This window comes from Paenibacillus sp. OK003, assembly GCF_900109515.1.
In the GTDB taxonomy this organism is placed as follows: Bacteria; Bacillota; Bacilli; order Paenibacillales; family Paenibacillaceae; genus Paenibacillus; species Paenibacillus marchantiae.
On sequence record NZ_FOBD01000021.1, the window covers coordinates 66662 to 89052 of the forward strand.

21 protein-coding genes and 1 tRNA gene are annotated in these 22391 nt (G+C 45.8%); 18 read left to right on the top strand and 4 right to left on the bottom strand.

All coding sequences use genetic code 11. From position 1 onward, the window contains the following. The first annotated feature begins 87 nt into the window (after positions 1 to 87). From pstB to BMW94_RS25810, 7 genes are all read left to right on the top strand, one after another. The gene (gene pstB / locus BMW94_RS25780; RefSeq protein ID WP_063568101.1) at positions 88 to 843 is read left to right on the top strand and encodes a phosphate ABC transporter ATP-binding protein PstB; all 756 of its coding nucleotides are present in this window, start codon (positions 88 to 90) and stop codon (positions 841 to 843) included. 63 nt (positions 844 to 906) lie between these two features. Then, the gene (gene phoU / locus BMW94_RS25785) at positions 907 to 1566 is read left to right on the top strand and encodes a phosphate signaling complex protein PhoU (protein WP_076289778.1); all 660 of its coding nucleotides are present in this window, start codon (positions 907 to 909) and stop codon (positions 1564 to 1566) included. Positions 1567 to 1785: 219 nt separating this feature from the next. Further along, entirely contained in the window at positions 1786 to 4440 is a 2655-nt protein-coding gene (gene polA / locus BMW94_RS25790; RefSeq protein WP_091001619.1) for a DNA polymerase I, read from the top strand. A gap of 116 nt (positions 4441 to 4556) precedes the next feature. Continuing rightward, a complete protein-coding gene (gene mutM / locus BMW94_RS25795; RefSeq protein ID WP_091001620.1) occupies positions 4557 to 5387 on the top strand; it encodes a DNA-formamidopyrimidine glycosylase in 831 nt (276 codons plus the stop codon). Positions 5388 to 5541: 154 nt separating this feature from the next. Continuing rightward, a complete protein-coding gene (locus BMW94_RS25800) occupies positions 5542 to 6315 on the top strand; it encodes a manganese efflux pump (RefSeq protein WP_175480854.1) in 774 nt (257 codons plus the stop codon). A gap of 9 nt (positions 6316 to 6324) precedes the next feature. Continuing rightward, positions 6325 to 6921, top strand: coding sequence for a dephospho-CoA kinase (coaE, locus tag BMW94_RS25805; protein WP_091001622.1), 597 nt, complete (start codon positions 6325 to 6327; stop codon positions 6919 to 6921). After that, positions 6918 to 7481: a lytic transglycosylase domain-containing protein gene (locus BMW94_RS25810; RefSeq protein ID WP_063568107.1), complete on the top strand. Its 564-nt coding sequence runs from the start codon at positions 6918 to 6920 to the stop codon at positions 7479 to 7481. The genes coaE and BMW94_RS25810 overlap by 4 nt, the downstream gene beginning before the upstream one ends. 107 nt (positions 7482 to 7588) lie before the next feature. On the opposite strand, the gene BMW94_RS25815 is transcribed toward BMW94_RS25810, so the two are convergent. Then, positions 7589 to 7810 (bottom strand): alpha/beta-type small acid-soluble spore protein, encoded by a 222-nt coding sequence (locus BMW94_RS25815; protein WP_017689472.1) that lies wholly within the window; start codon positions 7808 to 7810, stop codon positions 7589 to 7591. A gap of 115 nt (positions 7811 to 7925) precedes the next feature. Here BMW94_RS25815 and nrdR point away from each other — a divergent pair, with 115 nt between their 5' ends. From nrdR to BMW94_RS25865, 10 genes are all read left to right on the top strand, one after another. Continuing rightward, entirely contained in the window at positions 7926 to 8393 is a 468-nt protein-coding gene (gene nrdR, locus BMW94_RS25820; protein ID WP_091001623.1) for a transcriptional regulator NrdR, read from the top strand. Positions 8394 to 8579: 186 nt separating this feature from the next. After that, positions 8580 to 8652 (top strand) — tRNA-Ala (locus tag BMW94_RS25825). Between the two features lie 132 nt (positions 8653 to 8784). After that, positions 8785 to 9915 carry a response regulator gene (locus BMW94_RS25830; RefSeq protein WP_091001624.1) on the top strand — a complete coding sequence of 377 codons (1131 nt, stop codon included), beginning with the start codon at positions 8785 to 8787 and terminating at the stop codon, positions 9913 to 9915. A 226-nt stretch (positions 9916 to 10141) separates the two neighbouring features. Further along, positions 10142 to 12742 carry an Ig-like domain repeat protein gene (locus tag BMW94_RS25835; protein ID WP_254790368.1) on the top strand — a complete coding sequence of 867 codons (2601 nt, stop codon included), beginning with the start codon at positions 10142 to 10144 and terminating at the stop codon, positions 12740 to 12742. A gap of 290 nt (positions 12743 to 13032) precedes the next feature. Then, positions 13033 to 13842 carry an alpha/beta hydrolase gene (locus BMW94_RS25840; RefSeq protein WP_091001626.1) on the top strand — a complete coding sequence of 270 codons (810 nt, stop codon included), beginning with the start codon at positions 13033 to 13035 and terminating at the stop codon, positions 13840 to 13842. Positions 13843 to 13892: 50 nt separating this feature from the next. After that, positions 13893 to 14414 (top strand): MarR family winged helix-turn-helix transcriptional regulator, encoded by a 522-nt coding sequence (locus BMW94_RS25845; RefSeq protein WP_091001627.1) that lies wholly within the window; start codon positions 13893 to 13895, stop codon positions 14412 to 14414. 227 nt (positions 14415 to 14641) lie between these two features. Continuing rightward, positions 14642 to 16288 carry a helix-turn-helix domain-containing protein gene (locus tag BMW94_RS25850; protein WP_091001628.1) on the top strand — a complete coding sequence of 549 codons (1647 nt, stop codon included), beginning with the start codon at positions 14642 to 14644 and terminating at the stop codon, positions 16286 to 16288. A gap of 115 nt (positions 16289 to 16403) precedes the next feature. Continuing rightward, on the top strand, positions 16404 to 17378 hold the full coding sequence (locus tag BMW94_RS25855) for an iron-hydroxamate ABC transporter substrate-binding protein (RefSeq protein WP_091001629.1): 975 nt from the start codon (positions 16404 to 16406) through the stop codon (positions 17376 to 17378). Between the two features lie 12 nt (positions 17379 to 17390). After that, positions 17391 to 18398 (top strand): FecCD family ABC transporter permease, encoded by a 1008-nt coding sequence (locus BMW94_RS25860; RefSeq protein ID WP_091001630.1) that lies wholly within the window; start codon positions 17391 to 17393, stop codon positions 18396 to 18398. Further along, positions 18395 to 19402 (top strand): FecCD family ABC transporter permease, encoded by a 1008-nt coding sequence (locus tag BMW94_RS25865; RefSeq protein WP_091001631.1) that lies wholly within the window; start codon positions 18395 to 18397, stop codon positions 19400 to 19402. The genes BMW94_RS25860 and BMW94_RS25865 overlap by 4 nt, the downstream gene beginning before the upstream one ends. Before the next feature lie 284 nt (positions 19403 to 19686). Here the strand turns inward: BMW94_RS25865 and BMW94_RS25870 are convergent, their stop codons facing one another. From BMW94_RS25870 to BMW94_RS25880, 3 genes are all read right to left on the bottom strand, one after another. Further along, positions 19687 to 19983, bottom strand: coding sequence for a putative quinol monooxygenase (locus BMW94_RS25870; RefSeq protein ID WP_091001632.1), 297 nt, complete (start codon positions 19981 to 19983; stop codon positions 19687 to 19689). A gap of 86 nt (positions 19984 to 20069) precedes the next feature. Continuing rightward, a complete protein-coding gene (locus BMW94_RS25875) occupies positions 20070 to 20720 on the bottom strand; it encodes a nitroreductase family protein (protein WP_091001633.1) in 651 nt (216 codons plus the stop codon). Positions 20721 to 20747: 27 nt separating this feature from the next. Next, entirely contained in the window at positions 20748 to 21167 is a 420-nt protein-coding gene (locus BMW94_RS25880; RefSeq protein WP_063568299.1) for a MarR family winged helix-turn-helix transcriptional regulator, read from the bottom strand. Positions 21168 to 21752: 585 nt separating this feature from the next. On the opposite strand from BMW94_RS25880, the gene BMW94_RS25885 reads away from it, so the two are divergent. Then, complete coding sequence (locus BMW94_RS25885) at positions 21753 to 22274, top strand: TetR/AcrR family transcriptional regulator (RefSeq protein ID WP_091001634.1); 522 nt, start codon at positions 21753 to 21755, stop codon at positions 22272 to 22274. Positions 22275 to 22391 lie beyond the last annotated feature (117 nt).

The window sequence follows — 22391 nt, forward strand, 5'->3', positions numbered from 1 at the left end:
AGATGACCGAGAGCCAGGTTCAATCATTGGCATCGGTCTACGTAAGGGAATCTGGTTGTCCCTGCCGCGAAGGAGAAGTGAACATCCATGAAGGACCTCATTCATATTGAAGGACTTAATTTATACTATGATACGCATCACGCGCTTAAAAATATATCGATGGACCTGCCGGAGAAGACGGTTACCGCGTTTATTGGTCCGTCGGGCTGTGGTAAATCGACCTTGCTTCGTACATTGAATCGGATGAATGACATGATTCCAGGCGTACGTGTGGAAGGACAAGTTATGTTGGACGGTTCCGACATTTATAGCAATGAAATTGAAGTAGAGACGCTGCGCAAGCGGGTCGGAATGGTATTTCAGCAGCCTAACCCTTTTCCAAAATCGATCTACGATAACGTGGCCTACGGACCACGACTTCATGGGGTGACGCAAAAAGCCGAACTGGATCGTTTGGTGGAGCAGAGTCTTGTTCATGCTGCACTGTGGGATGAAGTGAAGGATGTGCTCAAAAAATCGGCACTCAGTCTATCTGGTGGACAACAGCAGCGTCTCTGTATTGCACGTGCTCTGGCCGTGCAGCCTGACGTACTGCTGATGGACGAAGCAACGTCTGCACTTGATCCGATCTCAACGCTCAAAATTGAAGAACTGGTCAAGGAATTGCACCATAAATACACGATTGTCATGGTAACCCATAACATGCACCAGGCTGCACGTGTATCGGGTCGTACAGTATTTTTCCTGAACGGGGAAGTAGTGGAGGCGGCGGATACAGAAACATTGTTCTCCACACCGCAGGATTCCAGAACCGAGGATTATATATCCGGACGGTTCGGATAAGCAAGCTGAGTTCGAACGATCCCGGCGTGTCCGGAGATGATGGATAAGGAGGACATGGAATCTATGATTCGCAGAAAAGAATTTGATCAGGAGCTTGAGGAACTGCGCACACTGCTTCGGCAAATGGGTGAGCATGTTGGCACAGCGTTGGATGGTGCTATTGAAAGTTTACAGACGATGGATGCCGAGAAAGCTCAGGTCATCATCAAGAATGATGCGAATCTGAATGCCTTGGAAGACAAGATTATGGAACTGGGTTCCAAGCTCATCATTACACAACAGCCGGTAGCGAAGGATTTGCGACGCATTATTGTTGCCTTCAAAATCTCAAGTGACTTGGAGCGTATGGGTGACCTTGCGCTGGATGTGGCCAAAGTGACCCTTCGTATGGATGGGCAGGAGCTCATTAAACCACTTGTGGATATTCCAAGAATGGCGGAAATCGTGAAGTCCATGATTGAGGAATCCATTGAATCCTTCCTGAAAGAAAATACGGATCTGGCCTACAAAATGGCTCAGACCGATGATCAGGTTGACCAATTGTACAGTCATATGATCAGTGACCTCTACTCGTTCATGACAGACCATCCAAATAAGGCTTCCCAAGCGATGCTCTTGATGTTGGTAGGACGTTATATCGAACGGATTGGTGACCACGCAACAAACATTGGTGAGAGCACGGTGTATCTGGTAACAGGAAAACGCCCTGATTTGAATCAATAGGTAACCGTTTTTAGTGGAATTGGGGTATTATTTGTAGCGAAATGAAGGGACTTTCTCTCGGGCGGCCTGTGAACAGGCCATCCGCGGAGGGAGTTCCTTTTTTTGCAGGAAGATTATGACCTATAAAGATGACTAATTTTTTTGTTGTAACAGGTGTGTATGGTATCATGAGAGTAGATGTAACTGAAGGATTGACCATACGATACGCGAGGTGCTGGAATGGACAAGTTTATTCTTATAGATGGAAATAGCATTATTTACAGGGCGTTTTTTGCAATGCCGCCGCTAACGAACTCGAAAGGCTTGCACACCAATGCGGTGTACGGCTTCACCACGATGCTGCTGCGCTTGCTGGAAGAGCATAAACCGACACATGTGATGGTGGCATTTGATGCAGGCAAAGTTACGTTCCGGCACGAAGGTTACCAGGAGTATAAGGGTGGTCGGGAGAAAACACCACCGGAGTTGTCGGAGCAATTTCCCCTGCTGAAAGAGCTGCTTCAGGGCTTCGGGATTGCCCAGTTTGAGCTTGCAGGATTTGAAGCGGATGACATCATCGGAACATTAACCAAACGCGCAGATGAAGCGGGCAGACAGGTGCTTGTTGTATCGGGTGACAAAGATATGCTGCAGCTTGCTTCCGAAAATGTGCATATCGGACTGACGCGTAAAGGGGTAACTGATATTGAACTGTATGATCCTGCTCAGATCAAGGAGCGCTATGGTCTGACGCCGCTGCAAATCATTGACCTCAAAGGTCTGATGGGCGATGCGTCCGATAATATTCCGGGTATTCCCGGGGTTGGAGAGAAAACGGCTTTGAAGCTGCTGCACCAGTTCGGTTCGGTTGAGGAAGTTCTTAACGGCACAGGTGAGCTAAAGGGCAAAATGAAAGAAAAGATTGAGGCTCACGCCGAAGATGCACGTATGAGCAAGCAGCTTGCCACGATCCACCGTGAAGTTCCATTGGAACAAACTTGGGAAGATATGCAGTTTGCTGGCTTGAAAGAGGAACTGGCAGGCCCAGCTTTGGCCAAGCTTGAATTCAAGTCTTTGCTTGAGCGCCTGTCATTCCGCGCAAGTGTAGTTTCTGAACAGGAAGCCGTCCCAGCTGCCGCAGTACAATCCTCCATTGCAACAGAAGAAACGATTAGTGAGCTGTTCAGTTCACTCGAATCCATTGATGTGCTGCATGTGGAGACACATGGCGATAACCCGCATCAGGCGAAACTAATTGGACTTGCTGTAGGCTCAGCCGGAATCTATACTTTCCTGTCTCCCGAATTGCTTCAGTCTGATGCAGCTGCCCCAGTACGAGAATGGCTGGGCAATGCAGATCAACCCAAGCGCGGTTATGATCTTCATCGTGTTGATCTGGCACTGCATGCGCATGGTATTGAGTTTGCTGGAGCGTCCTTTGATGTGCAATTGGCGGCCTATTTGCTTGATCCAACCGAATCAAATCAGACGATCAGCGGCCTGACCACGAAGTATGGTCTGCCTTCCCTCGTGGAGGATGATTCGGTTATGGGCAAAGGTGCAAAATACAGAGTGCCTGAGGCGGATATACTGGGCGATTTTCTGTGTCGCAAAGCGGCGGCAGTAGCAGCCATTATTCCACTCCAGGAGCAGGCACTGGAGAGCAATGAGATGAACGCACTTTTCCATGAACTGGAGATGCCGTTGTCACGTATTCTTGCAGATATGGAGAAACAGGGGATTAAGGCTAATACGGCAGATTTGCAGGCTTTGGGTCGTGAGTTTGAAGAAAATATAAGCAGGTTGATGGCGGAAATCTACAAGCTTTCCGGAACGGAATTCAATCTGAATTCACCGAAGCAGCTGGGTGAGATTTTATTCGATAAACTCGGTCTGCCTGTAGTGAAGAAAACAAAAACAGGATACTCTACGGATGCCGAAGTGTTGGAGAAGCTGGCTCCTTATAATGATGTCGTTAAGCACATTCTGCAATATCGTCAACTTGCCAAGTTACAGTCCACATATGTAGAAGGACTCCTCAAAGAGATTTCAGATAAGGATGGCAAGGTGCACACGTATTACCGTCAGACGATCGCGGCTACTGGACGTCTTAGCAGCCAGTTCCCGAACTTGCAGAACATTCCGATTCGGATGGAGGAAGGCCGTAAAATCAGGAAGGTATTTGTTCCTTCCGAGCCGGGCTGGTCCATTTTGGCAGCAGACTATTCGCAGATTGAACTGCGCGTCCTTGCCCATATTTCAGATGATGAGCGGCTGAAGGAAGCTTTTGTCCAAGACATGGATATCCATACGAAAACGGCCTCTGATGTGTTTGGTGTGAAGCCAGAAGAGGTGGATGGGGACATGCGTCGTTCTGCCAAGGCGGTTAACTTCGGGATTGTATACGGCATCAGTGATTACGGCCTTTCGCAGAACCTGCACATCACGCGTAAAGAGGCAGCGCAGTTTATCGATCAATATTTTGAAGTGTTCCAGGGTGTACGCCGATATATGGATGATATTGTGAAGGAAGCCCGTCAGGATGGTTATGTCAAAACGCTGCTGGAACGCCGTCGGTATCTGCCAGAAATCAATGCCAGCAACTTTAACCTGCGTTCCTTTGCGGAACGGACAGCGATGAATACACCGATCCAGGGAACTGCGGCAGATATCATCAAGCTTGCCATGGTACAGATGGATGAAGCGCTGCGTGAACGCAAGCTGAAGAGCCGCATGCTGCTACAGGTGCACGATGAACTTGTATTCGAAGTGCCTGCGGATGAGCTGGAACTGATGAAAGAGCTGGTTCCTTCAGTGATGGAAAAAGCATTGGAGCTGTCAGTGCCACTGAAAGCGGAAGTCAGCTACGGAGAAAACTGGTACGAGGCTAAATAATAGATCCCAAGCGGGTTTTCCGTTATTTTACAAAATATTTTTCAACTGTTTTCGACACAAGAAGGGGTCCCGCTGAGCGCCATCTTCCGTTATAATATAGGGGAGGTGAGAACATCATGCCGGAATTACCGGAAGTCGAAACAGTCAGAAGAACATTGAATCAACTTATTGTTGGCAAAACCATTGACTCCGTTACCGTTAGCTTGCCGCGGATCATTCAGCGGCCGGACGACATAGATGCATTTGCAATGGAACTTAAGGGACATACCGTAATCGGTGTAGAGCGCAGGGGCAAGTTTTTGCGTATTTTGCTGGACGGGCTGGTGCTTGTCTCCCATCTGCGGATGGAAGGAAGGTACGGAGTGTACCAACAGTATGAGGAAGTGGAGAAGCATACCCATGTCATTTTTCACTTTACCGATGGTACAGAATTACGTTACAAGGATGTCCGTCAATTCGGTACAATGCATCTCTTCAATGCAGGGGAGGAACTGGTATCCAAACCTTTGTTAAAACTGGGGCTGGAGCCGCTTGATCCTGCGTTTACTGTAGCTGCATTCCGTGATGCTGTTGGCAAACGCACAACCAAAATCAAAGCCGTGTTGTTAAATCAGGCATATGTAGTCGGCATCGGGAATATTTATGTGGACGAGGCTTTGTTCCGCGCAGGCATTCATCCCGAGACCATTGCCAAGACACTGACCGAAGCCCAGTTAACCGTGCTGCATGAAGCGATCGTGGTTACGCTGCAGGATGCGGTGGATGCAGGTGGTTCCTCCATTAAGTCCTATGTCAATGGACAGGGCGAGATGGGAATGTTCCAGCATCAATTGAAAATATATGGACGCAAGTCTGAACCCTGTGCAACGTGTGGCACATTAATCGAAAAGAGCGTAGTAGGTGGCAGGGGGACTCATTACTGTCCGAAGTGTCAACCGTTGCTCTAAATAGGTGATGGGTTTGGCAGCATGAACGAAATCGTCAAATTGTAGCACCCTTGGATTCCTCCCTCCATATACTGATATGGCAGAAATAAGCGGGCGTATACCCATACTGGCAGCCGCCAGTTGGAACGAGTTCCGCACAGGGGAGGAATCCGGGGTGCTGCATCATTTTATTTCATTACTGGCGCTTGCTTTGGCGCTTAGTTTAGATGGTTTTGGAGTCGGGATTACATATGGGCTGCGGAGGACTAAAATTCCGCTGTTATCCATTGTCGTCATTTCCATCTGTTCGGGTCTGGTTATTGCATTATCCATGCAAGTAGGTGTGCTTCTGTCTCATGTCGTATCTCCGGACGTGGCTTCGATTGTTGGAGCGGTTATTCTGATCGGTATTGGCGCATGGTCGTTGCTACAACTCATTCGAAAACGGGGCAAGGAACAGCTGGAAACGGACAATGGAGTGGGTGAGGGAACAGGAGCAGGAACAATCCATAGTGGTACGCAAGCCTCACAAGAAGTTCAGTCGAAAGGCAGAAATCAGGTGCTCGCGCTGGAGCTTGAGCCATCTGCTTCTGGAGGATCACTGGAACGAATGGTCTTTACACTTGAGCTGCGGAAGCTGGGTGTGGTTATTCAAATTCTGCGTAGCCCCTCGAAGGCGGATATGGATAACTCGGGCAGTATATCCGTCCAAGAAGCGATGTGGCTGGGTATAGCCCTTTCTCTGGATGCTTTCGGTGCAGGACTGGGGGCAGCATTATTGGGATTCCCGACTTTGTGGACAGCATTAGTTATTGCGTTGTTTAGCGGGGCATTTCTGTCACTGGGCATGAAGGTTGGATTGCGCTTTGCTGCTCTGCGGTGGATGCGAAGATTATCTGTGTTACCTGCGCTTTTATTAATGTTTATGGGAATAATGAAGTTGTTGTGAGGTGAAATAATGAATATTGGCTTAACCGGCGGGATCGCGACAGGCAAAAGCAGTGTGTCCGCCTTTCTCGCCAGTAAGGGAGCGTTGCTCATTGATGCAGATGTTATTGCCCGGGAAGTAATGCTGCCCGGGCATCCCGTTTTGGCTGCGGCTGTTCAGCGGTTCGGACAAGCCATATTGAATGAGGACGGAACACTGGATCGGAAAAAGCTGGGCAGTATTGTGTTTCAGAATCCAGAGGAACGTAAGGCACTGGAGGCTATTACACATCCTGCGATCCGCAAGGAGATGCGCGAGCGCGCTGCTCTGTATGAGCTAGAACATCCCAAAAAGCTGGTTGTATCGGATATTCCGTTGTTGTACGAGTCAGGGCTGGAGGATGGCTTCGAAGAAGTGATGGTTGTTTACGTTCCAAGGTCTATACAGCGAGAACGACTGATGAGCCGGGATGGAATGACGGCGGAACAGGCAGATGCCCGTATAGACATGCAGATGGATATTGAAGAGAAGAAGCAGCGTGCTGACGTGGTTATCGATAACAGCGGCTTGTGGTCAGAGACGGAGCAGCAACTCATTTCATTTTTGCATCGTAAGGGCTTATTATGAGATTGCTGCGTAAGAAACGGGTACTGTTGTTGATGTTTGTGTCTTTTGTATTGGTGCTGTTCCTGAATACCAATTGGATGTCATGGTTCTATCCGATTCATTATAAGGAAGAGATTCGGGCCCAGTCTCAGAGTTATGAGGTGGATCCGTTTCTCATCGCTTCCATCATCAAGGTGGAGACCAATTTCAAGACAAGCAAGGAATCCAAGAGAGGTGCCATCGGATTAATGCAGCTGATGCCTGACACCGCGAACTGGATCATGGAGCAAGCCAAAATTCCGGGCACCTCTCTGGAAGAATTGAAGCACGAGCCTGAAAGGAATATCCAGCTGGGTACCTGGTATCTACGCAATCTGTCAGATCAATTTGACGGGAATGAAGCGGCTATGATTGCTGCTTACAATGCAGGTCCAGGTAAAGTGAACTCATGGTTAAGGGATGGCGTATGGGACGGTTCATTCGAGACGGTCAAAGATATTCCGTTTGGTGAAACCCGGCACTATGTACAACGCGTCATTTATTATTATAATCAATATGTAAAGATCTATAATACGTTCTAAAATGAGACACTCTGGATTCATGGTCTAAAATAAGTAGAAGCACCGAGCAGGCCGGTTATTCACCGGCCGCTCCATGCTCCTCTGTGTACCGTATTACGATGCAGATATTATTGGTATTGACCTGCCAATTGCTGTTCTGCAATTGTTACCAGACGCTTCGTGATGTATCCACCGATCGAACCGTTCTCGTAAGAAGTCATGTTACCTTGATATCCGTCTTGTGGAATGCTGATTCCGAGTTCTTGAGCAACTTCATATTTCATTTGCTCGAGTGCTGCGGAAGCTTTAGTTACCACCAGGTTGTTGGAGTTACCATTGCTTTGTGCCATTGCTGTTCACCTCCTCGCGGTTGGTAAAAGTATTATGTGTCGGCAATACGATTTTCATAACTAAATGCATGTAGGCAATTTATGGTAAAAAGTAAAACATGGGAAGTGATCTGATTTGAAATGTCCTTATTGCGCCTATCTGGGCACAAAGGTGCTTGATTCAAGGCCGGCCAATGAAGCGAAATCGATTCGTCGTCGCCGTGAGTGTGAGCAATGTAGCCGTCGATTTACAACCTTTGAGATGATTGAAGAAACACCGTTGATCGTTATTAAGAAAGATGGCAGCCGAGAGGAGTTCAGCAGAGACAAGATTCTCCGTGGTCTGATTCGAGCTTGCGAAAAACGGCCGGTGTCGGTAGAAACGCTGGAGATGATGGTATCCGAGACAGAAAAAGCTCTGCGAAATACAGCCGATGCTGAAGTAGAGAGCCGTCAGATTGGCGAACTGCTGATGGAACAGCTGTTTCCTGTCGACGAAGTAGCTTATGTACGTTTTGCATCGGTATATCGTCAATTCAAAGACATCAATATGTTCATGAAAGAACTGAAATCTCTTTTGTCTAAAGACAACAACGAGGATTAGTGAAACGGGTAAAAGGGGAAGAGCATTCTGGGGTTACCATCGGTGTGTTCCAGTAAAAAGGTTGTTCTTCTCCAATCACTTTAGCTTCAAGAAAAAGTGGTTGACAGCAAAAGCTGTATTTTATATGATATAGGAGTCGCCTGCGGAGCATTGCAGAGTTGGACAACTTGTTTCACTCATAATTCTGGGGCCTTAGCTCAGCTGGGAGAGCGCATCGCTGGCAGCGATGAGGTCAGGGGTTCGATCCCCCTAGGCTCCATACTTCAAAAAGCCTTAAACACAAAGATGGCAAGTGTTTAAGGCTTTTTTTCATGTTTAAATTTAATAATGTTCTTAATTTTCTTACCCAGTTTAAGGAATATTCTTTAAGTCGCAGGAGTGGAGGAGAACGATGATTCGAATCATTGCAGTCGATGATGAAAAACCAGCGCTTCGCAGAGTGGCGAAGTTATTGGAGCAAATTCCACAGGTCCAGGTCATTGGCTTGTTCCATAGTTCGATGGATTGCTTGGAATATATTTTAACAGAGCCGGAGATCATTGATTTGGCTTTGCTTGATATAGAAATGCCTGCGATACATGGTTTCGATCTGGCACGACGACTTCGCGAATGCAGGCCGGAGATACATGTCGCTTTTCTGACGGCACACGAAAGGTATGCCAAGGGCGCCTTTGAGGTAGAAGCTATCGATTTTTTGTTAAAGCCCATTCTACAGAATGACCTGGAGCGCACCATTGCAAGGTTGGTGAAACGGATCGGTAGCAAGGTTGAGGCAACACATCAGCCTAAACGTGGAATGGAAGTTCAACGCTTGGGTCCCTTCAACTTGCTAACAGAGAATGGCGATAGGATCCGTTTTCGTAATTCTAAATCCAAGGAGCTTTTGGCTTATCTTCACCATCAGGGAAAAGCGGTCAGCAAAGGGCAGCTTATGGAGGAGCTATGGTATGGGAAGGACGAGCAGCGGACACAAGCCAATTTGTATTCAACGATTTATCAGCTTCGTAAGGATTTGGAGGTCTGGGGCATATCGAATCTTATATCTCAGACTAGAACCGCTGGCGGGAGCTACAGTCTGCATTGGCAAATACCATTTGATGATGTCGATCTGTATGAAGAAGAGGTACGGTTATTCAGGCAGAATGCATCCTTAACTCATGCGCTGAAGGCTGTCCAGTTATATGGGGAGGGTTATCTTTCTGGAAGCGGTTATGCATGGGCAACGACAAAACAAGCTGAGCTTGAGCTTGGCTATGCGGAATTGCTTGAAGCGATAGTTAAGGTTTACGTTCGACAACAGCGTTACGATATCGCGTTGAAACCGATGCGGAAGTGGGCGGATTTGAATCCCTTAAGTGGTCGGCTGCATGTCAAAATGATTTCATTGCTGCTTCTAATGAACAGGGAAGATGACGCGAAATCTTATTATGAGATTGTTCGGGATATGCTTAATCAAGATGAGGAGGCATCGGAGTTCGAATTCGAACAACTAGCCCTCGAACCTTCACGCCAATTCATTTAAAGTGCGAACAGGGGAGGTGCTTTAAACTGTATCTGCCATTTTTTTATTTTAAATTTCAACAATACCTTACATGAAGCGCTTTCTTTTCAGATTACAGAGGAAATCCTTGCTGTACAGTATGGAGGAGCACAATAGCCAAACTCTGTTTAATCCTTCATTAGTACGGTGGGGAAACGAGAGTTCAGCATTGCTACTATTCAATAGAGGAGAAATAGAAGTGCACAAAATGATTCGCAAAGCAAAACAGAAGATCATAATATTGGTCATTCTTGCTTTGACGGTACCTGCCCTGATGGATAAAGGAATTGGAACTGTACAAGCACAGAGTGCAACGATCTCGGAAATTTCGGCAAGTTCCCCATCCTCCACCTACAGGAAGGAAGTTACCTTTACCGCCACTGTATCGAATACGGCAATCGAACAAACCACACCAAGCGGGACGGTAACCTTTATGGATGGAGATCAAGCTCTGGGGGCGGCTCCTTTAAGGCAGCCTGAGCCTAAGATTACAACATCTTCTACAAGTGCTACAATCCCTGCTGAAAATAAAAATGCTTGCAAAGACGGCCCCAACAGCTTTACTTCCAGTCCTTGTCCCATTGTTCAATGGGGGCAATACACTTACTGGGCTTACAGTTATAACAATAATGACGACGCTATGAATATTGTTGCCTACGATGCTTCCGGCAACATCGTGAAGCAATGGACAAAGCGGGGAGCACGTTATTTATGGAAAATTACGATGGATGCTGCTGCTCAGACCCTCACCTTCTGGGGGCAAGACAATCTTACAATTACGATGGGTTTGGAAGAACTACTCCCGCCTGCGTCCCTTGCAAGCTTCACGACAGCGGATCTGGAGATTGGCACACATGCCATTCATGCTGAGTACTCAGGTGACGCTAACTATTCTCCGAGTCAAACATCTCAATTGAGTTATGAGGTAAACCGGATTCCTTCAGTCACCGAGTTAAGCTCAAGCGAGAATCCTTCACGGATAGGAAAGTCTGTTGATTTAATTGCGTCAGTAACGTCTTCTGATCTTCAGGAACCTCTTACAGGAACCGTTGATTTCATAAACGGGTCGAATCTTTTGATAGGCTCAGCACCTATAGTTAATGGCATTGCCAAGCTTTCTGTCTCTTCTCTTTCTGTCGGATTGAACTATATAGAGGCAAAGTATAACGGGGATGACCATTATGCTGGCAGTCACAATTTCCTTCATCAGGCAGTTGATCTGAAACGTTCATCGGTCCTCTTGACGAGCAGTAAATCTGAAACGCTGCACGGAGATTCTGTCGTCTTGACTGCAAAGATAGATAGTCCGGATGGCGGTACACCTACCGGTAATGTCGTTTTTTGGGATGGCAAGCAGCAAATGGCAGAAATCTCTTTGTCCGATGGCGAGGGAGTCTTTACGACTTCAGATCTGGGTATCGGCAAACACTCCCTTACGGCAACCTATGAAGGAGACGATATTTTCCATGACAGTATCTCGGGGGAAATCTCACTCGAGGTTAGTGCGAATACATTAGCAATGTTGAATTCTACCATCGGAACAGTAAGTAAAGGCGGGACAAGTCAGGAAACAATTAAAAATATCCCATATGGCACAACACTTGCTGCACTCAAAGCTGCCATTATACCAACAGCATTTGCAACATTCGAAGTTTACGATGCAGATGGGATTCATGTAGCACAAACATTGGTGACTGGCAAAAAAGTTATTGTTACAGCAGAGGATGGGGTAACAAAGGTAACGTATACGGTCACGCTGCTTGCACCGGTACAGACCCCATCCGATACTCCTGCCACGGGGGGCGGCTCGTCGACACCCAACAATGATTCCCCTACGCCAACCAATACGCCGGTCACTTCAAATAATGGTCAACTTACGCTTCCAGCAGGTCGAGCAGGTGAGGTTCGTCTCGGAACCGGGATCAGCATTTCCATACCGGTTAATGCCACTTCGAAAGATATGCAATTAATTATTAAACAGGTCCAAGATACGCTCAATTTATTGAAAAATAATGAGATTCTTGCTAGCCCGGTTTACGAACTGGAGAAAAACTTTATGGAAAACTTTAATGTTCCGATTACACTAACCTTCGTTTTCGACCCATCTATCATTAAAGATAAACAGAAGGCCGTCGTCTTCTATTATGATGAAGTGAAAAAGGTGTGGGTGGAGGTTGGAGGTAAAGTTATCGGAAATCAAATTACTGTCGATGTAGATCACTTCACCAAATTTGCGGTGCTCGCCGCAGAGCAAACGGCGACCTTGAATGTCATTGATATTACCGGACATTGGGCTGAAGTTAATATCCAAAAGGCGATTGCACTCGGCATCATCAATGGATATACCGACGGTACGTTCAAACCTAATACGACGGTAACCCGGGCAGAATTCGCGGTGATGCTGATGAATGCGCTGAAGCCACAGTTTCAGAGTGAAGGAGCAGCACTTACTTTCACGGATGAACCACAAATCGCTGCATGGGCAAGGGAAGCCGTTGCTCAGGCGGTAACAGCAGGTATTATTACTGGATACCAAGATGGTGCTTTCCATCCTAACGATCCGATTACACGTGCAGAGATGGCAGTTATGCTTGCGAAATCTTCAGGTAAGTTGATTGAAGGTAGTGCTACAACCCGCTTTGCAGACGATAAGGCTATCGTGGCTTGGGCCAGAGGTTCGATCCTTTCTGTGCAACAATCGGGCCTGATGCAAGGCAAAGGCAATAACCATTTCGCGCCTCAAGATAATACAACTAGAGCAGAGGCCGTAACCGTTTTAATCAATAGCCTGTCTCAAAAAGAGAATTGACTTATAGGTACATTAGAACACCGCAACACATTAGAATAACACGAACCAAGGGCTGTCCCCGTCATATTCATGACTACGGGGCAGTCCTGTTTTTATTACCGATTCACTCAGATTAATCTGGACAGCGCGTAAAACGGCTGTTATATTGTTTCTATAAGAAACAATATTATTCGTAAAAGAAATTATTAACGATAAACTCTTTGATTACTTTACGGATAATGGATCAACAAAATGGCTCAAGACGGATATGCCAGTTGAGGCTTGAGCACAATGAAGGGATGTAATGAAGAATGAACCATATCGAGACAACCATTCAATCTTTTGACGGAACCCAGCTTTATTTCAGTAAAAATATTGTAAGCGATTCCAAGGCAGCCGTGGTCATCGTTCATGGTTTGTGTGAGCATGCTGGCCGCTATGATTATCTAACGGACAAACTGAACAAACGTGGTTTTGACGTATACCGTTTTGACCATCGTGGTCATGCAAGATCAGAAGGGCAGCGTACGTTCTACAGTGATTTTCATCAGATTATTGATGATTTGAATGTGGTTGTTGAAGCGGCCTTGGAAGAGAGCGGCGACATTCCTCTTTTTGTCATTGGGCATAGTATGGGTGGCTTTGCATCCTCTTCATTTGGAACGAAATACCCAGGCAAAGTAAAAGGGATTGTTCTATCCGGAGCGCTTACTCGTTACCATACAAAGGTTGCCGGAGAACTGCCGCTTGATCTTGCCCCGGGCACGTATTTTCCGAATGAGCTTGGTGGCGGCGTATGCAGTGATCCGGAAGTGGTATCTGCATACGTGAATGATCCGCTTGTAGAAAAAGAGATATCCGTTGATTTGTTCAATAGCTTGGGTTACGGAGTGACTTGGTTAAAAGCACATGCGAAGCAGTTTATCGATCCTGTACTTGTTCTGCATGGGGCAAACGACGGACTGGTGAGTGAACATGATTCGCGCGACTTTTACGGAGATATTGCCTCAACCGATAAAACGCTGAAAATATATGCCCATCTCATGCATGAGATATTTAATGAACCTAATCGAGATGAAGTCATCGAGGAAGCCATCACATGGATTGAAAAACATATTTAAATTCTGTACTCTGGAATAGAGAGAGAATTTGAAGGTGAAAGGGATTATTCATGAAATTAGAATGGATGGGCGACCATCGGGAACTGATTGAAAAGATCATCAAGTACGGTAATGCATACTCCAACACTTATAAGCTGCAGCGAAGTTATGGTACGGATATGATGTTCTCTGCTTCACAGATTCAGACATTGGAGTACATTCTGGAGGCGGAGGACAAGGAAGAAAAGATGTCGGAAATGGCAGCACGACTTGGCGTGAGCCGCAGTACGTTTTCTAAAAATGTGAAGAATCTTACGGAAAAAGGATTGCTCGAAAAATACCATTTGAGTGGTAATCGCAAAGACATTTATGTCAAACCTTCGGCGAATGGACGTGTGGTGTACGCCCAATATACTGAATTTGTTCGTGAGCTGTGTTTTGATGATATTTTTCGATTGGCTGGCACGATTTCAGAGGCTGACAAGGAAAGCTTTATACGCATTATGGATTTGTTTGCCGATGTGTTGGTCTGGTATGGTGAAAAAGAACAGGAGCCGCGCAAGCTCATCAAAATTAATCCGAATCGTGAGTAAATGGTGTATCATGCATGAAAACATTGAAGCTGCGACCGTTTCCCCATTTCTATCGGGGAACGGTCGTTTATTTTTTTATTCCATTTTATAAATAGTTACTTTGGGAAGAATGTACTCCGGATGAATCAGCAATGCTAAAATAGGTATAGCCAATTAAACCGCATAGAGTGAGCTGAAATTTGAGTTATTATCCGCTAACAGGCATAACAGTCACGGAGGACAAGAACATGAACAACTCGGAATGGGCAGAGTCCTATTTTCCAATATATACAGCAGATAGCATTCAATCATTGTATAGCACGTCAACGATGTCGAAACATAGAATCCAAGAGAACCTGACGGTTCTGTTGGCCGTTTCAAGTGGTAAGGGTTCACTTCATCTCGATGATCATATATACGAACTCACTGATGGCATGGTAATCCTTATTCCGGCGAAGAGTGATGTTGTAATACAGGGGAATCAGATGCACCCTCTTCATATGTACACTCTATCCATCAGCACACAAGAACAGAAGAGATCACTGCCCGTGGAAGCCATGGGACGGTCCAGTGTGCTTGCAGCAGGAACGTATGTTGAGTTCTATGAACCTGCGATTGCAGCACAGCTTGAGGAGCTCTATATGTATCGCTTACCCGGCAATGAAGTCAGGCATATGCGTAACCAGATTCTGTTTCATCAAGTACTGATGAGTCTGTTGGAACGAATGGAAGCAAAATATATTGCGAGTGAGCAACCATCTATGGAACGCAGCATCACATTTATGGAAAACCATTTTAGTGAGAAGATAACAACCGAAGGACTTTCCGAAATTGCGGGAGTCAGTCGCTCTCACTACTCCATCCTATTTAAGCAGCTTACTGGATTTTCACCCAATGAGTATCTCTCACGCTTGCGTGTTCACCGTGCCAAAGAGTTATTGATTGGCGGGTCCGCTTCACTTCGTGAGATCGCGCTGAAGGTTGGATATAAGGATGAATTCTATCTTAGCCGCCGCTTCAAGCAGCAGACAGGAGAGAGTCCATCAGGTTACACACGTCGCAGACCTTCTCAACGAGTGGCTGTGTGGTGTGCACCTTATGCGAGCCATTTGATGTTACTTGGAGTGGAGCCAGCGGTCGTCATCTCGGAAAGCAGCGAATATGTAAGCACAGAGGGAGTGAGCCCACCCCAAACGATACGTTTTATCCATTCCGAAAGTTCACCTGAACAAATAAAGTCCACATTGCTGGATGCCAATATTGAGCTTATCATTGCAGCTAATCAGCATCTAGACATGAACGGATTAAGTTCTGAACGTCTGAGATCCATCGCCCCTATTGTCGAAATTGCATGGATGGAGCTTGGGTGGAAAGAACATCTGCGGTTTATCGCACAGGCGATTCAAAGGGTGGAGCAGGCAGAACAATGGCTGGCAGACTTTGAAAGGGAAGAACAGCAGGCACGAGAAGCTATTCAAACGAGCCAGATCGTGAATGAGACGCTAACCATTCTCGTCATAAAACCGGACACTTTACAAATATATGGAATTAGAAATGTCGGATATGTGATGTATCAATCGCTCAGATTACGTCCTCCGGCCAAGATTGCCCAGGAAATACAAAGGTTTGGCGACCAATTTCATTCGGTATCTATCCAACTGTCGGAACTTCAGGATTACGAGGGCACTCGTATGCTTGTCATTGTTTTTCCAGATGAAAAAGGGTCCAAGGCTCATTCAGAAGGTATATTTAACTCGGAATACTGGAAAGGGCTTGAGGCAGTGAAGCGAAATCGGGTCTATGATCTGGAGCAGGAAGAGTGGATACCCTACAATCCGGTTTCCATTCGTCTGCAGCTCGGACGGGCTATATCCTTATGGAGTGGCATCCAATAATCCAAAGGTTTTCTCAAACAAAAAGGCATGGTTAGGTTCATCCTGCATGCCTATAATTAGCTATTGTAATGAGAATGATTTTCATATTCAAAGAGAAAAGGGAGAGAGTCATCACATGAGAAAGCTTTTTGTTCCATTTATATTTATTCTGGTTTTATTGCTTAGCGCTTGTGGAAGCAACTCAGCCAAAGATACAACGGAGAATACAACTACATCCAACGAATCCACTTCTTCGAAAACGGATGCAGCAGGTTCTTCATCCGAGTCAGATTCGGGTACGTTCACTTATCAATCGGAGACAGGTCCTGTGGAAGTTCCTTCCCACCCGCAACGAGTGGTTGTGCTGACCCGATTCCTGACAGGAAACGTCATGGCACTTGATGTGCCACTGGTTGGTGTGGATGAAATGTCCAAAGAGAACCCGAATTTCAAAGAAAAACTGGCCAATACAGAGGCGGTTACCGACGAAAGTCTGGAGAAAATTATCGAATTGAACCCCGATTTGATTATCGGCCTGTCAGATATCAAGAACGTCGATAAGCTAAAGCAAATTGCGCCAACAGTCACCTATACATATGGTAAGGTGGACTTCCTCAAGCAACAACTGGAGATCGGAAAGCTTGTGAACAAAGAAAAAGAAGCACAGGCCTGGGTTGAAGATTTTGATGCTCGAAGCAAAAAAGTTGGGGAAGAAATCAAAGCCAAAATTGGCGCGAATGCGACTGTATCCGTTATTGAAACGTTTAATAAACAACTTTATGTGTATGGCGAGAAATTTGGACGTGGAACGGAAATACTGTATGATCAATTCGGTTTAGGTATGCCAGATAAAGTCAAAGAAGCGACCAAGAAAGACGGATTCTTTGCTGTATCGAACGAAGTACTGAAAGACTACATGGGAGACTATGTAATATTCAGTAAAAATGCCGACGAGGACAATTCGTTCCAAAATACCGAAACATACAAAAATATTGATGCGGTGAAAAATAATCGAGTATTTGAAGCCGATGCCAAGGCATTCTACTTCAATGATCCACTCAGCATGGAATACCAGCTGGAATTCTTTATCGAACATTTTCTTGGCAAGTAAACCTTGAACGCGATGAAAAATAAACGACTTCCTTTTCGGTTTGCAACCAAGCTGCTGGGTAGTGTACTCGTACTTATCGTGTGTTTCATCATCGCCATGATGTTTGGCGCAGAAGAAACGACATTCCGCAATCTGTGGCTAACCCTGACCTCTGCGACGAAGAACGACAATATTCTTATTCTGCGAGAGATCAGACTTCCACGGGAACTCGCTGCCATGCTGATCGGAGCGGCTCTCGCCGTCTCCGGAGGCATCATGCAGGGAATCACTCGCAATCCGCTGGCTGATCCTGGACTGCTCGGTCTGACTTCAGGTGCCAATATGGCACTCGCCCTGGCTTTTGTTTTCATGCCATCACTCGGATATTTTGGAATTATGGTCGCTTGTTTTGCAGGTGCTGCACTTGGAGCAGCATTGGTTATTGTGCTCGGCTCGATGCGGAGGGGGAGCTTATCTCCTATCCGGGTAGTGCTGGCCGGGGCAGCGGTATCCGCTTTTATGTATGCCATCTCGGATGGCATCAGTATCTTTTTCAAAATTTCCAAGGATGTATCTATGTGGACTTCGGGAGGACTCATCGGAACGACATGGGGCCAGATTCAAGCCATTGCACCTGTCATACTGATTGGTCTAGCTGTAGTTCCATTCCTTTCCAACCAGATCAACATTCTTAGCTTGAGCGATGAGGTGGCGACTGGACTGGGGCAGAAGCTTGTACTCGTCAAAACCATTCTGTTCTTGCTGGTCATCGTGCTTACAGGAGCATCGGTTGCATTGATCGGAAACATGGCCTTTGTTGGCTTAATGATCCCCCATATTGTCCGTAAATTGGTGGGCACGGACTATCGGTATATTATACCCGTATCCATTTTTGCCGGAGCATCGTTTATGCTGCTTGCCGAAACACTGGGTCGAACGATAAATGCACCTTACGAAACACCTGTGGTCGCCATTGCTTCCATGCTTGGTTTACCTTTCTTCCTGTTCGTTGTGCGTAGAGGGGGCAAAGCGTTCTCATGACAATGTCTGCGCGAATTCGCAAGCAACGACTGATTCTGCTCGTGTGTTTGCTGCTGATCCTCATCACGGCTGTGGTAGGTATGAGCTGGGGGTATTCCTCGTTGTCTTTCAAAAGGGTAATTCCAGTGTTATTTGGCCAAGGTACATTTAAAGAAGACTTTGTTCTGTTTTCGGTCCGATTACCTCGAATTTTTATTACATTACTAGCTGGTATGGCGCTTGCGCTGTCAGGCTCTATTTTGCAGAGCATTACGCGTAATGACTTGGCCGATCCAGGCATCATTGGAATCAATTCAGGTGCAGGTGTTGCCGTTGCCATCTTCTTTCTGTATTTCCCGATTGAAGTGGGCACGTTCGTTTATATGCTGCCATTAGCTGCTTTTATTGGTGCATTACTGACAGCCGCGCTCATCTATCTGTTCTCCTATAGCCGGACCAAGGGACTTGATCCCATAAAAATGGTTCTGGTCGGGGTTGGATTCTCGATGGCGCTGTCAGGCATCATGATTGTCATCATATCTTCGGCGGAGCGATCCAAGGTCGACTTTATTGCCAAGTGGATCTCCGGAAACATATGGGGGGCAGACTGGCCATTCATATGGGCTTTGCTGCCTTGGCTGATTGTGTTAATCCCGCTTACGTTGTTCAGAACCAGACGGCTTGATCTCATGGGATTGAACGAAGAAACGGCAATCGGAGTGGGGTTGAAGCTGGAGCGGGAACGCTTGGTACTCATGGTGATTGCTGTTGCAGCTGCCGCATCTGCTGTATCGGTTACGGGAGGAATCGCGTTTATCGGTTTGATGGCTCCACACATCGCCAAAGCGCTGGTCGGTCCACGTAACTCGTTATTTATTCCTGTAGCCGTTCTGCTTGGGGGCTGGCTTCTATTAATTGCAGATACGGTTGGACGCAACCTGGTTGATCCTGATGGAATTGCAGCAGGAATTATGGCCTCCCTAATCGGTGTGCCGTATTTTGTCTATTTATTATTGAAGAAATAATCTTAAAATCTTTAGATTAATTGAACACTCAGCTAATCAGGCTATCTTTTTGTCCTCAAGACAAGGGATAGCCTTTGTTTGTAGTTTTGGCGGGGAAAAGGGTGAAGCTTAGGCTACCCAGAATGTTTGATGTAACAATTATTGGTGGCGGGCCTGCCGGATTATTTTCAGCACTGAGGAAAACGAAAAAGCCGCTCACCCGTCAGCATGACGAGGAGCGGTTTCTTGTTCACAAGCCGACGATTTCGTCGGTCTGCTTAATTCGTAGAATGTAAGGCTCGAATTTAGTGTTTAACTGCTTCTCCAGCGAATACTTCAACGTTCATTGGAGCGGCCATGAATGCTGCTGCTTGCTGAACAAATGCCTGGAAATGGGCGCTGGTGTTGTGGGAAGCTGTAGCGGCTTCGTCTTTCCACAGTTCAATCATCGTGTAATGATGTTCGCGTTCAGTACTTTTGGCGAGATCATAGCTGATGTTACCTTCTTCATTACGTGTTGCAGGGATCAGCACTTTTGTCGCTTCCAAAAAAGCTTGTTCCTGGTCTGGTTTAACTTGCAAGTGAGCGTGAATGATAATCATAATATTCAACCTCCAATAGTGTATTTAGAATATTGTTATTGTTTCTGAATATGAACGGTGCTTTACATGTAAAACGTTGCCTGATATTATGCCCAAGTCGTAATTTTCTCAACAGGCAGACGGTAGGAAGGGTGACCTTCTTTGGCCGATTTGCCGATCGAGATCAGCATAACGGGTTGGTAACGATCTTTATCCATACCGAATGCTTCAGCAATTTGATCTTTCTCATAACCGCCGATTGGGTTGGTATCATAACCATGAGCACGTGCAGCGAGCATCAATTGCATGGAAGCCAGACCCGCGTCAATCAGATTGACATCGCGAAGAGCGGAGGCGGGCATATTTTCATAATAAGGCATTACCGTTTTGAGCTGCATATCTTTCACTTCCTGTGGCATATAACCGAGCTCTACCGCTTTACCAAAAATTTCGTCCATGTACTCGACATTGTTCATATCAATAAATACGCCGATTACTGCTGCCGAAGTCAAGACCTGATTTTGATTGAATCTCGCGAGAGGAGCAAGCTTTTCTTTGCCTTCAGCCGTATCTACAACGAGAAAACGCCAAGGTTGCAAATTGATGGACGATGGGGCACGAGAAGCTTCAGACAGAATTTCTGTCATTTCTTCACGGCTGATTTTGACTTCAGGATCGTATAGTTTTACAGACCGGCGGCCGTAGGTAATTTCGTTGAAATCATTTGTCTTTTGAAAAGTGCTTTGGAATGTACTCATGTAGGGTTCTCTCCTCTAAATATGGGTTTAAAAATTGTTTTGCATTCGTTCCAGGAAATCAGCAAGCAGATGAACTTCTTCTTCACTAAAATCCTGTAGAATCTGATTGATAAAATTGGTTTTCTCAACTTTATAACCTTCGATTTGCTTCCGTCCTTCATCCGTAAGGCGGACAAAGGTAACGCGGTTGTCTTCCGGATTTTTACGTCTGGTGACCATCGAATCGGCTTCAAGCTGCTTCAGATGGCGAGTGATCGCCGCACTGTCGATATTAATGATTTTTTGCAACATGGACTGATTAATCTCGTCGACCTGATCCAACTCATGCAAAATCTCAAAGCGTGATGAGCTGATGCCCGTACAGCGTTCGAACTTGGGGCTGATCTTGTTACCCAGCCCGTTGAGCAGATTGATAATCTGCTCCTCCTTGGAAAACACACGTGTCATGACTAGACCTCCCGGGTGAATCTGGACATGAACAACGGCTTAGGTAAACACCATAGTGGTGCCTATTTATAATGCCATTGCTGAATAAAAATTATCGGATGCCTCAATAGTTGATACATCAATCATTGATGGCTCAATTAATATATCATGCCTTTTTTGATTTTGCAACCCGATCTTTATATGTAAGATCATACATTGGAATTTAGATTGATCTGGTGTTGCTTATGAGTTAGTATGTCCGAATGCTGAGGCAAATATCGAGCGTACCAACATTGTGATTACTCGAAGTAGAGGGCCACCGTTCGATATTCTGCTTATTGCTGTTTGGAGTTTTTGAACTCGGCCATGGCCATTCCAAATTCTATTATGCTATGCTGACGAGATCAAGCTGAAAAAGGCTTTCTAACAGCAACTTGGCATCTCAATCGTGCTATATTATTCAGAAGCAGATGGAAAAAGCCCGTGAGCTACTGGAAAGTGGCATTCCGAACAAGCTCAATATTTTATATTTTTGCAATAGCTGATACTATCCGATATACTTCAAGCTATTGATCAATTAATTACTATTGTATGGAGGGTACTATGATGGCTAAAGATAAATCCACTTCGGTCAATCGGCGTAATGATATTATCTCCGCAGCTATTGATATATTTGCGGAAATAGGCTATTACCGTGCAACGACAGCTCAAGTCGCTGAAAGAGCGCAGATTTCCCAACCGTATATTTTTCGTTTTTTCAAAACTAAAGAAGCTTTATTGTTATGTGCACTGGAAGTTTCCTGGACACGATTGATTGATTCTTTCCGGATTGTGGTGGAAACTGCTTCTGCAGATCAATTGGAGAACGAATTAACTGAAGCTTATGAAGAAATTCTAGAATCTCACAAGAATGAAATCCTGCTTCAGATGCAAGCGCAAACCATTCAGGAAGAAGTCATCCGTCAAGCAATGCAAAAAGGATTCACTGAGGTGCGAAATATGGTATTCGAAGCTTTTACAGTGGCAGGCATTTCCAATCCAAAGCAAAGAACGTTGATATTTCTGGCAATCGGCATGTTATGTAATATATCAACCGCACTGGATATGCCAGAGCTTATGGATAGATAGAAAGGGAAGAGTCCCTTTTTGTATTTCAGTTATTGATCAATCACTAAACAAGAGAAAGAGGTTGAGATGAAATGAAAAGAGCAATCGTAGTTGGGCAACAGGTGGAACGGGCGCAGC

What these genes read in the sequence shown, in the direction of transcription:
- pstB (WP_063568101.1), top strand. Translation starts at nt 88, where the DNA reads ATGAAGGACCTCATTCATATTGAAGGACTTAATTTATACTATGATACG.
- phoU (WP_076289778.1), top strand. Translation starts at nt 907, where the DNA reads ATGATTCGCAGAAAAGAATTTGATCAGGAGCTTGAGGAACTGCGCACA.
- polA (WP_091001619.1), top strand. Translation starts at nt 1,786, where the DNA reads ATGGACAAGTTTATTCTTATAGATGGAAATAGCATTATTTACAGGGCG.
- mutM (WP_091001620.1), top strand. Translation starts at nt 4,557, where the DNA reads ATGCCGGAATTACCGGAAGTCGAAACAGTCAGAAGAACATTGAATCAA.
- coaE (WP_091001622.1), top strand. Translation starts at nt 6,325, where the DNA reads ATGAATATTGGCTTAACCGGCGGGATCGCGACAGGCAAAAGCAGTGTG.
- BMW94_RS25810 (WP_063568107.1), top strand. Translation starts at nt 6,918, where the DNA reads ATGAGATTGCTGCGTAAGAAACGGGTACTGTTGTTGATGTTTGTGTCT.
- BMW94_RS25815 (WP_017689472.1), bottom strand. Translation starts at nt 7,810, where the DNA reads ATGGCACAAAGCAATGGTAACTCCAACAACCTGGTGGTAACTAAAGCT.
- BMW94_RS25830 (WP_091001624.1), top strand. Translation starts at nt 8,785, where the DNA reads ATGATTCGAATCATTGCAGTCGATGATGAAAAACCAGCGCTTCGCAGA.
- BMW94_RS25835 (WP_254790368.1), top strand. Translation starts at nt 10,142, where the DNA reads ATGATTCGCAAAGCAAAACAGAAGATCATAATATTGGTCATTCTTGCT.
- BMW94_RS25840 (WP_091001626.1), top strand. Translation starts at nt 13,033, where the DNA reads ATGAACCATATCGAGACAACCATTCAATCTTTTGACGGAACCCAGCTT.
- BMW94_RS25845 (WP_091001627.1), top strand. Translation starts at nt 13,893, where the DNA reads ATGAAATTAGAATGGATGGGCGACCATCGGGAACTGATTGAAAAGATC.
- BMW94_RS25850 (WP_091001628.1), top strand. Translation starts at nt 14,642, where the DNA reads ATGAACAACTCGGAATGGGCAGAGTCCTATTTTCCAATATATACAGCA.
- BMW94_RS25855 (WP_091001629.1), top strand. Translation starts at nt 16,404, where the DNA reads ATGAGAAAGCTTTTTGTTCCATTTATATTTATTCTGGTTTTATTGCTT.
- BMW94_RS25860 (WP_091001630.1), top strand. Translation starts at nt 17,391, where the DNA reads ATGAAAAATAAACGACTTCCTTTTCGGTTTGCAACCAAGCTGCTGGGT.
- BMW94_RS25865 (WP_091001631.1), top strand. Translation starts at nt 18,395, where the DNA reads ATGACAATGTCTGCGCGAATTCGCAAGCAACGACTGATTCTGCTCGTG.
- BMW94_RS25870 (WP_091001632.1), bottom strand. Translation starts at nt 19,983, where the DNA reads ATGATTATCATTCACGCTCACTTGCAAGTTAAACCAGACCAGGAACAA.
- BMW94_RS25875 (WP_091001633.1), bottom strand. Translation starts at nt 20,720, where the DNA reads ATGAGTACATTCCAAAGCACTTTTCAAAAGACAAATGATTTCAACGAA.
- BMW94_RS25880 (WP_063568299.1), bottom strand. Translation starts at nt 21,167, where the DNA reads ATGACACGTGTGTTTTCCAAGGAGGAGCAGATTATCAATCTGCTCAAC.
- BMW94_RS25885 (WP_091001634.1), top strand. Translation starts at nt 21,753, where the DNA reads ATGGCTAAAGATAAATCCACTTCGGTCAATCGGCGTAATGATATTATC.